At 43.7% G+C, this 12260-nt stretch carries 12 protein-coding genes; 5 read left to right on the forward strand and 7 right to left on the reverse strand.

Annotation, left to right across the window (positions count from 1 at the left end):
- Both BM122_RS25870 and BM122_RS05045 read right to left on the reverse strand, forming a co-directional pair.
- The coding region (locus tag BM122_RS25870; protein ID WP_218152004.1) for an IS630 transposase-related protein at nt 1-275 on the reverse strand (275 nt) is incomplete at its 3' end.
- A 97-nt stretch (nt 276-372) separates the two neighbouring features.
- Nucleotides 373-1113: a pteridine reductase gene (locus BM122_RS05045; RefSeq protein ID WP_177198052.1), complete on the reverse strand. Its 741-nt coding sequence runs from the start codon at nt 1111-1113 to the stop codon at nt 373-375.
- An 84-nt stretch (nt 1114-1197) separates the two neighbouring features.
- Between BM122_RS05045 and BM122_RS05050 the strand changes: the two genes are divergently transcribed.
- Entirely contained in the window at nt 1198-2382 is a 1185-nt protein-coding gene (locus tag BM122_RS05050) for a class I SAM-dependent methyltransferase (RefSeq protein WP_074904221.1), read from the forward strand.
- Nucleotides 2383-2555: 173 nt separating this feature from the next.
- Here BM122_RS05050 and BM122_RS05055 read toward each other — a convergent pair whose 3' ends face one another.
- The 5 genes from BM122_RS05055 to BM122_RS05075 all read right to left on the reverse strand — a co-directional run bounded on the left by BM122_RS05055 (nt 2556) and on the right by BM122_RS05075 (nt 8117).
- Nucleotides 2556-3275, reverse strand: a complete 720-nt coding sequence (locus BM122_RS05055) for a phosphorylase family protein (protein WP_074904222.1) — start codon at nt 3273-3275, stop codon at nt 2556-2558.
- Nucleotides 3272-5203: a squalene--hopene cyclase gene (shc, locus tag BM122_RS05060; protein WP_074904328.1), complete on the reverse strand. Its 1932-nt coding sequence runs from the start codon at nt 5201-5203 to the stop codon at nt 3272-3274. The genes BM122_RS05055 and shc overlap by 4 nt, the downstream gene beginning before the upstream one ends.
- Before the next feature lie 211 nt (nt 5204-5414).
- Nucleotides 5415-6236 (reverse strand): MlaA family lipoprotein, encoded by an 822-nt coding sequence (locus BM122_RS05065; RefSeq protein ID WP_074904224.1) that lies wholly within the window; start codon nt 6234-6236, stop codon nt 5415-5417.
- Nucleotides 6237-6335: 99 nt separating this feature from the next.
- On the reverse strand, nt 6336-7355 hold the full coding sequence (gene hpnA / locus BM122_RS05070; protein ID WP_074904226.1) for a hopanoid-associated sugar epimerase: 1020 nt from the start codon (nt 7353-7355) through the stop codon (nt 6336-6338).
- A gap of 153 nt (nt 7356-7508) precedes the next feature.
- On the reverse strand, nt 7509-8117 hold the full coding sequence (locus tag BM122_RS05075; RefSeq protein WP_074904228.1) for a MotA/TolQ/ExbB proton channel family protein: 609 nt from the start codon (nt 8115-8117) through the stop codon (nt 7509-7511).
- Between the two features lie 420 nt (nt 8118-8537).
- Here BM122_RS05075 and xseA point away from each other — a divergent pair, with 420 nt between their 5' ends.
- The 4 genes from xseA (at nt 8538) to BM122_RS05095 (ending at nt 12148) form a co-directional block, all read left to right on the forward strand.
- On the forward strand, nt 8538-9881 hold the full coding sequence (gene xseA / locus BM122_RS05080; RefSeq protein WP_074904229.1) for an exodeoxyribonuclease VII large subunit: 1344 nt from the start codon (nt 8538-8540) through the stop codon (nt 9879-9881).
- Nucleotides 9882-9992: 111 nt separating this feature from the next.
- A complete protein-coding gene (locus tag BM122_RS05085; protein WP_074904231.1) occupies nt 9993-10370 on the forward strand; it encodes a DUF423 domain-containing protein in 378 nt (125 codons plus the stop codon).
- 30 nt (nt 10371-10400) lie between these two features.
- On the forward strand, nt 10401-11591 hold the full coding sequence (locus BM122_RS05090; RefSeq protein ID WP_074904232.1) for a THUMP domain-containing class I SAM-dependent RNA methyltransferase: 1191 nt from the start codon (nt 10401-10403) through the stop codon (nt 11589-11591).
- An 80-nt stretch (nt 11592-11671) separates the two neighbouring features.
- Complete coding sequence (locus BM122_RS05095; RefSeq protein WP_074904234.1) at nt 11672-12148, forward strand: disulfide bond formation protein B; 477 nt, start codon at nt 11672-11674, stop codon at nt 12146-12148.
- The last annotated feature ends 112 nt before the right edge of the window (nt 12149-12260 follow it).

Raw genomic sequence — 12260 nt, forward strand, 5'->3', positions numbered from 1 at the left:
AGATCAATCTTGCGTTGGCGAAACCCTTGAGGTTTACGATGGATGTTCTTAACCCAACGCGTCACGCTCGCCACGCCAACATCAAACCGGGCCGCAACCTCGGCTATCGTAAGTCCTTTTTTCTCTCTAACAGACAGGACTTTACGGCGGAAATCCAGTGAATAGGCCATCTCTAAATTATAATCAAAATTATCTGGTTGTGCTATAGAATGCATTAGAGACGCGTTTGGCGAATAACTCGCTCTCCTAAGGACTACTTTTAAAACCCTCTCCATTCTAAATTAAAATTAGCTTGAACTTCTCCTTGCCCTAGTATTTATACTGTCTAGGTTCGCTTTCGCACCATGTTTGATTGGGAAACGGAATAAGTCATTATAAATTGATACTGCGCCCGCCATCCACAGCAATGATCTGACCGGTAATAAACGGCGCATTCGCGATTAGGAAATAGACTGTCTTGGCAATATCTTCCGGTTCTCCCATGCGCTTGAGTAATGTCCTGCCTATGATCTCTTTGCGTAAGGATTGGTCAATCCATTCTTCATGCTCTGGCCACAAAATAGGACCCGGTGCGACACCATTGACGCGAATAAGCGGAGCAAGCTCCAAGGCAAGCGATCGGGTAAGCGCAGCTAATCCACCCTTCGCTGCGTTATAAATCACATAGTTTTTCAAAGGCTGTTCCACATGGATATCCACGATATTAACAATACAACCATGTCGCTTTTCTAAAAAAGGTACCGCTGCCTGGGATAAAAACAAGGGTGCTTTAAGGTTGCTACCGATTAAATCTATCCAGGCTTGTTCAGTAAATTGGCCGACTGGTGTAGAAAAGAAGCTGGAAGCATTGTTCACCAGTGCATCCAGCTTACCGAATCGCCGCACAGTTTCCTTGATCAAATCTGGCAAGCGCTCAATATCGAGCAGATCAGCCTGGATTAACTCAACCGAATCTGGGCGCATTTGTTCGAGAGTTTGTCGCAATATTTGCGCATCATTCTGAGAAGAACGGTAATGCACCATCAGATTTGCACCCTGTTCATGCAGCTTGCCACAAATGGCCGCTCCTACTCGCTTAGCCCCACCCGTAACCAGAATCACTTTATTTTTCAAAGTCATTCACTATTCCCCTTTTGCACACGCTACATTTATAATCCCTTTTTCACAATCTACCATAAACCACGCCGTTCTACTCATATGCCTCCTATTACTTTACCTTTCCCCAGCGAAGCCGGGCTTCAGCATAGTAAAGCGTTACAAAATACTATCCAGGCAAGAATTACTGCCGCAGGTGGTTGGATTTCATTTGCTGATTTTATGGAAGCTACACTCTACACACCTGGCATGGGCTATTACAGTGCTGGCGCTACCAAATTTGGTTATGCCGGCGACTTTGTCACAGCACCGGAAATCTCTTCATTATTTGGCAAAACCATGGCACGGCAAGCTGCTCAGGTATTTGAACTAATCGGTTATAGCGATATTCTGGAGTTTGGCGCAGGTTCTGGCAAACTGGCACTCGACCTACTGCTTGAACTGGAGCAATTGAACCATTTACCACGACAATACTTTATCTTGGAGGTTAGCGCTGATTTACAGCAGCGGCAACGCGAATTATTCGAAAAATGTGCGCCGCATCTTATTTCATTGATTCAATGGTTTACCAGCTTACCACATGAATTTAACGGACTTATACTCGCTAATGAAGTGCTCGATGCGATGCCGGTTCATTTGGTAGTATGGCAAGACCATCATCTCTACGAACGCGGTGTTACCTGGAATCAGCAGACTTTTGAATGGCAGGAACGCCCTTTGATTGCTGGAGAACTATTTGAAATTGCACAAGCGTTACCCCCAATTAAAGAGGCAATGAAGCATGATTCCTTCCGCTACCTCAGTGAAATCAGTCTAGCTAATCGACACTTCATGCGCAGCCTGGCGCAGATACTTCACCGAGGCGTGATTCTGCTGATTGACTATGGCTTTGGACAAAGCGAGTATTATCATCCGCAGCGTAACCAGGGCACCCTAATGTGTCATTATCGTCACCATGTTCACGATGACCCCTTTTACTTGCCAGGATTGCAAGATATTACCAGCCACGTTAATTTTAGCGTGATCAACGACGTTGCATTAGATAGCGGTCTGCAGTCACTTGGCTATACCACCCAAGCACACTTCTTAATTAATTGCGGTATTACTGAGATCCTATCTCGAACACCAGCTGACATTCCTCATCAATATTTGCCATTGGCCAATCAATTACAAAGATTAGTCAGTCCAGCTGAAATGGGTGAATTATTCAAGGCGATCGCTTATGGCAGAGGAATCAATCAACCGTTAATAGGATTTACCCGAGGGGACAAAAGGCGGTTGTTGTGAAATAAATCAGTCAAAAACCCGCCGTTGAACGTGAAGGAGCGTACGATGATCCAAATGCGGCTACGGGATATCCCGTAACGGCCTCATCTCATTCTAGTGAATGAGAAAATCTTGAAGAGACTCTATATCCTGAGCCAGCTTTCCAATCAAGAGAGCAACGGCGGGTTTTTGGTTCAATATTGAGGTAAAAATGTACCCCCCAGTTCGATATCCGCATGTTTCACTACCGACAACAGCGTAGCACAAGCTGCACGCATACTCGGCGCGAGACGCAGCAAGGTCCCCACATTGACGGATCGGCGCAAAATCAACTCGAGCAAGTGGAGCATATTGACACTGCCATCAGGATAGACCGCACTCATTAAGATGGGTGGAGGAGAGAACTCGAGAGGATCGGTAATAGCACGTACCGCTACAAAGGGTATTCCCGCATTGACCGCGATCTCGGCAATAGCGCCACTTTCCATATCGACCGCACACGCGCCATTTTTTGCAGAGAATCTCTGTTTCTCGTCTCTCGAAGTCAATATCTGCTGACTAGTAGCTAAGGTGCCTCCCGCAACTTTTACGTGCTTAGGTAGATGCTGTATGATGCGACTACGCCATTCCAAGGCGACGGGGTGAGAATACTCCGTATAAACACGTTCAGGTAGAACCAGATCACCAGGGCGCAAAGTCTCATCCAATGCGCCTGCTACGCCAAAACTCATGAGGGATGATACTCCTCTGTCACGTAATCCCGCTGCAGCTTGCCGGGCAGCTTCGCTTCCTATACCACATACCCAGATTGCCGTCCCTTCTCTGAGCCGGACCATTTCATTGAAAGGGAGCCGACGTGGTGTGATGCATTTTGCTTCCGCGCGCATTGCTGTGACAATGCCTACTAAGCTCACGAGGGATTTCTCCCAGTCAGCGCACGATACCGTATCAACGCCCACAAGGGAAAATACTTTGAATAACCGTGATATTTCAAATAAAACACTCGTGGAAAGCCCGGTGCTGTAAACCATGGCTCATACCACAATCCATCAGTACTCTGCGTCTGAATCAAATATTTAATTCCTTTCTCAACTGTCTGGCTGTGCATTTCTCCAGCAGCCATCAGACCAAGTAATGCCCAAGCAGTCTGAAATGAAGTACTCTGCTCAAATTGTCCGGCGCGCTGTGGATCGAAATACGTATCATTGGTTTCGCCCCAGCCACCATTATCACGCTGAACAGATTTTAACCACTCAACCGCACGACGAATAGCCGGATGCTCCTTGTCAACATTTGCGAGCCGCATGGCTTCTAATACCGACCAAGTGCCGTAAATGTAATTGCTCCCCCATCGACCAAACCAAGCGCCACTAATTTCTTGTTCGCTAAATAGATAGGCCAGACCGCGCTTCACTGCGTGCTTATGTTGCGGATCACCATACATTGCCAGAAAACCAGTACATCGAGCGGTCACGTCGCTAGATGGTGGGTCAAGCAAAGCGCCGTGATCTGCAAAAGGAACCTCATTGAGATAATAATAAGTATTATCAATATCGAAAGCGGCAAAACCACCATTACTAGATTGCATGCCAGCAAGCCAATTTGCTGCACGCTGTACATTTTCTTGATAGTCAACGGAGCCAGCTTGATGCAACGACCAGGCGGCTGCAGCTGTATCATCCAGATCCGGATAATGCGGATTAGCATACTGAAATGCCCAGCCACCGCCCGGTAAATCTGGCCGTTTCTCACGCCAATCACCAGGGGCATCTAGTATTTGATGAGGAATGAGCCAATCAAGGGCTCGTTGGACAGGTCGTTGATCAGTATCACGATCCTCCTGCAAGGCAAGACAGGTTAAAACGGTATCCCAAATTGGGGAGGTGCAAGGCTGACACCATGTACGCTCACCTTCATCAACCAGCAATCCCTGAAGCGCTAAACGACATTGCTCGCGATAGGGATGATCATACGCATAACCGAGCAGCGCCAGAGCCTCATAGGCATTGACCATAGCTGGAAAAATTGCCCCTAAACCACATTCCCCATTGAGTCGCTCGACCATCCATTGTTCTGCTCGATGTAATGCTTTTTTCCGTACAAAGGCTGGAATCAGAGGTTCAAGTTTTGAGCCAAAGCGCTCCATATATAAAAAGAATCGATTAAGCGGAGTACGGACTGGAAAATAATCCTGTTCTTCTTCGGGTGGAACCGTGAATAGCTCCCTAACATGGATATTTCTTGGATTAGCCGCCTTGGCTTTTAAGGAGCAGAGAATAGAGAGTGGAATCATGACAGTACGCGACCAGTACGCCACTTTGCTGAGATGGAAAAGAAACCAGCGCGGGAACAAAATAATCTCTGCAGGAACGAATGGAACACCCCGCCACGGTATTTGACTATACATGGCGAGCAATAGTCGAGTAAACACATTGGCGCGCGCTGCCCCACCATGCGCCAGAATAGAGGAGCGGGCACGCACCATATGCGGGGTATCAGGAGAATCTCCAACAAGCTTCAATGCATAATAAGCCTTAATACTACAACTTTGATCAAATGCACCGCCATAATAAAGCGCCCAGCCCCCATGTGTCATATCTTGTTGCTCACGAATAAAGCGAGCCAACTTGTTTTCGAGAACGATATCTACTTCATCCATAAAATGCATCATCAGGATGTATTCGGCAGGAATCGTGCAATCTGCTTCTAACGGAAAACACCAATGACCATCTTTTTTTTGTAAAGAATATAATGTGTTGCGTGCTGAAGAGATGGCGTTATTCAGCTTTGATGAACTCATTTCGTCTATAGTCAAATTGCTTGATTTCAGCCATTGACCCATCAGGGCTGTCTTTTTTATGTTTATAAAGGCAAAGACCTGTTGTGACATTCTAGACATAAACATTAGAAACCTCTATTCAACATATTGAAATTTAATTATTTTACGAACATCTCTTTTTTGTTATTCAACTTAAATACAAAATTATGATACCCAGTTGCTACATCACAACAAAAAAGAACCACTACAAAGACATATCATTCCTGAAACTGATTTATTTAGTAACCTCATTCCTCTTTTTATCATTCTCATCATCACTCTTTTCATCATTATCATCATCATCCACTTCTTCTATGTCGATATGAAGATGATCATAACGATCGGTGGGAGGGTTACCATCATGGATCAGGAATTCACGTTGCTGTGTATAGGCTTCGCGTACAAACAAGTAGGGATCCAAAGCCGATTGATCACGAATTTTCATTGGCCCTGAAAGTCTTGCACGCTTATCTACCACTCTTAAAAATACAAGGGGAATCATTACGGGTCCACTGATTACATAACTCGCATAAAACAAAGCATCCGTAAAGAAACTGACAGGCAAATCCGCTATATCTCGCTGACTACTTGGTCCATAAACAGGAACAAATATATAAGAGCCACTATTTAAACCCCATACGGCCAATGTCTGTCCAAAATCCTCCTCATGTTCCTTAAAACCCATATGGCCCGCCATATCAGCGAGCCCGAATATACCAATAGTTGAATTAATCACGAACCGCAGGCTGTCCTCAACTCCCTGACGTATCTTCCCCTGCAGGAAAGCATTCAAGGCAACACTCGGATAAGCAAGGTTTCGATAAAAATTCCCAACAGGACGCTGTACAGCAAGGGGCACGTGCTCTATATAAACATCTGCCACTGGCTCCAAAATATTTCGATCAATCACGTCCGTAAACCAATAAGATTTACGATTAAAGGACTCATGGGGATCGGCCATATCCATCTCATTTTCATTTTTTGGTGTAGATGTACAACCTGTACAGAGCATCACCAGTAAAGACAACAAGATAATAACTAAATGATTTTGTCTCATATCCAAAGCCAGCCTTTTATCCTACTAAAGTGATTAGCCTGTATAGCCACTAAAATAATAGGTAGAAAGGGCTAAACAGAACGCTATAAACATGATGCATCAAATGTTTTTATGTAGTGTTAAAGTACTCGTCACGTACCCTTCTTTAACCAGCCATTCAATCTGGTCAATCAGAGCCTGTCGTATTGAGCTTTGCTGGAAACCCAATTCCTGCACGGCTTTATTACTTTCGAAAAACATAGAACGAGCTGCGAGTCTGACACCCGTCAATGGTGCCGTGGGTGGTTTACGCGTAATATAATCAGCTGATAATTCCGATAACGCTCCCACAACTAGAGCCACCCAGTGAGGAATGCGAAATTTTGGCATAGCCAATCCAGTAATGTCTTCAATCATTAGCAATAAATCCCCCAAAGTCAGATTCTCATTGCCAAGAATATAACGCTCCCTTGGACGACCATACTGAGCTGCCAGAATATGCCCTCTAGCTACATCCCGCACATCAACCATATTTAATTTACAATCAAGATAAGCAGGTATTTTACAATTTAAAAAATTCAGAATCATACGCGTGGGAGGTGTAATCCTTTGATCGCCAGGCCCAATGGGTAATGTCGGAGAAACAATCACTACTGGCAATCCTTTTCTTGCGGCGTCAAAAGCTATTTGTTCCGCAAGAAATTTTGAACGGCAATAAGGCCCAGGCATTTCATGCAGATCTCGCTGGATTGATGAATCAATAGGGCGATCTCCTTGCTTCTTGCCAGTCAATATTGACTCAGTAGAAGTATATACCACCACTTCAAGATCCGCTCGCGCTGCCTCTGATAATACAGTATATGTTCCTTCATAATTCACTTGCTTGAACACGCGCTTGTCTTGCGCCCATAAATCCGGATTTCCTGCCAGATGATAGAGACGTTGCACACCTTTTAAGGCACGTCGCACCGTATCAGCATCAGTTACAGAACCTCGTATTGCTTCTACGTCATTTGGTAGAGAGACATCTTCAAGCTCCAATACTTTTACTGTCTCGCCTTGTTCCAGGAGCTGCCTTACTAGATGTGCCCCAATAAACCCCCCTCCCCCAGTAACAAGAGAACAACGATGATTTGACAAAACGACTCCTTTAAATCACACATTAATTAGACAAAACGCAATTAATATATAAACAGAAATAGAAAATGCACAATATAAGATATTGTGGTAAAGGATAATCCAAAAAAGCTGACTAAATCTAGCTTATGTCAGGTCTTATTATATTTATCTTGTTTAGATTTGACGTTCTCCATGGATAACTTCAACCAGCTTTAAAGCTTGCAATTCCATTTCCATGACAAGAGTATCTACCTTGGCACGAAAATGCCGGTAAAAAATCATGCTGGGTATCGCTACAAGTATGCCAAAGGCAGCATTATACAATGCTACTGATATGCCATGGGCAAGTTGTGCCGGATTACTCCCTGTAGGCGCATTGGAACCAAAAATTTCGATCATGCCAATCAATGTGCCGAATAATCCCATTAACGGACTCAAGGAAGCAATGGTTCCCAATGTAGTAAGATAGCGATCAAGTTCATGTGCTACTCCACGCCCGGCTTCTTCAATGGACTCTTTCATAACTTCACGTGAATTGCCAACATTTCTGAGCCCTACTACAAAAATGCGACCCAATGGTGAGTTGTTATCTAAGCGCGACAACATCTCTACGTTTGTTCCTGTTTTATTGTATTCTTGTAGTACTCTTGGCAGTAAATCTCTGGGAGCAACCTTACTCAGACGAAGACTCCATAAACGCTCGACGATAATGGCAATTGCAACAACGGAAGCAAAGATGATTGGCCATATCGGCCAACCGGCAGCTTGGATAATTGAAAACACGCGTTAATCTCCCAGATAGTGGTATTTCATATGTTTGCAATTGCAGAATACTTTGTTCAATAAATCAGATAGATTGTGAAAAACACGAGCGTACTGAACGTCTAATCCGATGTGCCTACGATAATAAAAAATCAAGAGTAAAAAAATGTATCAAATCATAATGTATCGTGACAATGTAATTTCAGCAAGAAAATATAAATATTCTTTCTTATCTATAACTTCTGTGGATAAGTTTGTGTATAACCTATGAATAATATAAAAAATGCATCTTATTAAGCATTATTTTTAAATCGTTTTAATTCCTGATCTTAATAAAAAATATTTAATGACATTATGTTACGTTAACACACTATTTTCTAAAAGATATTTCATTTTCTAAAGAATAATTAGAATAAATGTGAATTATTGTAAAATAGCTAAATGAATCTTTCCTTTCAGCCTATTGGCTTTCGATCAGTATTAAGTGTCACCGAATTAAATCGGAGTGCAAGGGAGCTACTAGAACATACCCTGCCGCTCTTATGGGTAAGTGGTGAAATTTCCAATCTGAAGCAATACCATTCTGGTCATTGGTACTTTTCTCTCAAAGATGCCAACGCTCAAGTCCGCTGCGTCATGTTTCATCATAAAAATCAGTACCTTAATTGGCAACCTAAAGAAGGTATGCAAGTAGAGGTTCACGCTTTGGTAACACTTTATGAAGCACGGGGTGAATTCCAACTAATCGTTGAAAACATTCGCCGTGCAGGTCTAGGATTATTATATGAAGCGTTTGAACGGCTCAAAGCTAAGCTGGAACAAGCAGGATTATTCCACCCGATTCACAAAAAAGCATTGCCTACTTTCCCGAGGCAAGTCGGCATTATTACTTCGCTTAATACCGCTGCATTACATGATGTGTTAACCACGTTGCAGCGCCGAATGCCTGCATTGCCCGTCATTATTTATCCTACACCGGTGCAGGGCGAAAGCGCCGCTGCCAAAATAGCCGCTGCAATCCACTTAGCCATGGAACGGATGGAATGTGATGTGTTGATTCTCTGCCGTGGGGGCGGATCGATTGAAGATTTATGGGCATTCAATGAAGAAATTGTCGCACAAGCCATTTATGCGTGTTCAATTCCAATTGTAACAGGTATTGGCCATGAAACTGACTTTACTATTGCCGATTTTGTCGCAGATGTACGCGCACCTACCCCTACCGGCGCCGCACAAATTATCTCTCCAAACGCTCAAGAGATTTCCAATCACCTTCGTCATTTAGGTCAGCGCATGCAGCATGGAATACAACGTGGCATTGAGCGCCGCATGCAAATGATTGATTTGCTGACGCACCGTCTGCAACATCCTGGCGATCGTATTTATAATCAAGCAAAACATCTTCATCACTTGCAGGAAAGACTTTTAAATGCCTACTTAAGATATATGGAAGCACTTCGCTGGAAGTTAAATGAGCTTAACCGGCGAATGCACACTAGCTCACCAAATATTCCTTTTCTGTTCAAGCAGCAACATGATATGGCGCTTCGGTTACGTCGCGCAGGCATACATCGAATCCAAATTTTGGAAAATAATCTTCAGCATCAACAGGCATACCTTGTACATCTCAATCCGCAAGCGGTACTAGCGCGTGGTTATAGCATTACTTATACAACTGATGGTCATATTGTGCATAATTGGAAACAAATCCATTCGGTTGATGATATCCGAATCACTTTTGCTAAAGGATGGGCTCAAGCTAAGGTAATTGAAACAGGAAAATAAGTGTTGATGGACAATTTGGTAAGAGTGATGCAGACTTTGGCAACATTGCTTTGCTGATAAATTTTTATCTCACTCTTATTTATTCACAATTTAAAAGGAATTTAACTGATAATGCCCAGAACTTTTCTCGCACTTGGTGCGATCAATGCATTTTTATGCGTGCTTTTCGGTGCTTTAGGCGCGCATGGCTTAAAGCATACACTGACTACCGATATGCTCGTTATCTTCCAAACTGGCGTGCAATATCATTTTTACCATGCGCTAGGGCTTATTTTAGTTGGATTGGTATTATTAATTAATTTATCACAATCGAGATTATTGAAATTATCAGGCTGGTTGATGTTTACTGGCATCTTATTATTTTCAGGCACGCTTTACATCATGAGTGTCACCGGAATACGTGGATTGGGCATAGTCGCGCCATTTGGAGGGCTTTCTTACATGAGTGCATGGCTGTTGTTTGCCTATGCGGCATGGACAGGAAAATAAAAAAGTGGCGTCAGCTGACTGATTTAATACATGAAATTTCAGCATTTTTTTGCACCCTGCCCGCGTGGCCTTGAATCCGTGCTCGCCAGCGAGTTGGCACAACTTGGTGCAACAGCCATTCAAATATTACACGGTGGTGTGGCGTTTCAAGGCGATTGGCATATTTGCTATCGCGCTAATCTAGAAAGCCGTATTGCTAGTCGTATTCTATGGCAAATTGCCAGCCAACCCTATCACAATGAAGCAGATATTTATGACATCACTCATGCGCTACCGTGGCATAAATGGTTTGGCCCGGAACTGTCTATACGAGTCAATTTAGCCGCAATAAAATGTCCATTACGCAGCCTGGATTTTGTCACACTTAGAATCAAGGATGCCATTTGTGACAAATTCCGTAACGTTTGCGGTCAGCGCCCGAATGTCGATACCATCAACCCTGCCATTCGTATACATGCTTTTCTTGATGCCCAGACGTTTATCCTTTATCTTGATACTTCAGGCGAAGCGCTGTTTAAACGCGGTTTGAGACAAAATGCTGGAGAAGCACCCGTACGTGAAAATTTAGCAGCAGGCATTTTATATCTTGCTGGTTGGCAACCCGGTATACCGTTACTTGATCCGATGTGTGGTAGTGGTACATTTTTAATGGAAGCAGCCCAGATGGCCTGTCGCATTGCACCTGGATCAGGACGGCATTTTGCGTTTGAAAAATTCAAATTACTGGATGCGGCATTATGGCAACAGCTCAAACAAGCAGCTCAGGCTCAACAGCTCCCTTACACTCCTCAGCTTATTTTTGGTAGTGATTTATACGGCTATGCACTCGCTCATGCTCGCAACAATCTGACTGCGGCTGGATTGATCGATGTCGTCAGCTTAAAACAAGCTAATGTGCTGGAAATCGCTGCGCCATCCGCAAGTGGAATCATCGTAACCAATCCTCCTTATGGAGTACGTATCGGCGAGCAGCAAGCACTTGCACAACTTTATCCCAAGCTAGGAGATGTGCTGAAAAAGAAATTCCCGGGCTGGAATGCTTATATTTTTACCGCCGATCCGCTCTTACCCAAATTAATACGGTTGACTGCCTCACGTCGTATTCCATTGTTTAATGGTGCATTGGAATGCCGTCTACTCGAATATAAAATAATCAGTGGCAGTATGCGAAAGAAAACTAAAGTCATCGATTGTCAACCATCTGACATCACTATACCTTGAAGTATTATTTTCATAAAATCATCTATTACTTAAATAGCCTTAATTATTTTCAACTGAAAATGTCGTAGAGAAACAAGCCAATGCGAATTATCTTCTTATTGATTTTTTTAAGTTGCGCCGGCTTGATTGGCTATGCGCTTTATCTGCAAAGAGTAGAAGGCTTACTGCCATGCCCGCTTTGCGTAGCACAACGAATCGCTTATTGGTGCGTCGGGCTGACTGCACTGTTTGCTTTCCTGCATAATCCCCCAAAAATCACGCGCAGAGTATATGGTAGTCTGATGCTTATCTTTGCTCTGCTGGGTGCCATCATTGCGGGTCGTCATGCCTGGCTGATACGCTATCCTGAATCTTTTGAGTGCGGCATCAGCCCAGAGGAGGCTTTTCTGAATGCATTACCTATCGCAGAGTGGTGGCCTGGTATGTTTGAAGCCAATGGTGATTGCTCAGATGTCAGTTGGCAGCTGTTGTCTCTTACTATTCCAGATTGGTCACTTGCAGCTTTTTTGCTACTGATAAGTGCGACTATCTTTCTGTTGTTGACTAAAAGAAGTTGATATTGGGTATTTATTCCATTTCTAAATCAAAACTGATTTTGTCAGCTTCACCTTGCCGTATTATTTATACTGTCTGCGGCTCGCCTTCACGTATTTTTGATTTGGAAATGGA

The organism is Nitrosomonas communis, assembly GCF_900114745.1.
Lineage (GTDB): Bacteria > Pseudomonadota > Gammaproteobacteria > Burkholderiales > Nitrosomonadaceae > Nitrosomonas > Nitrosomonas communis_A.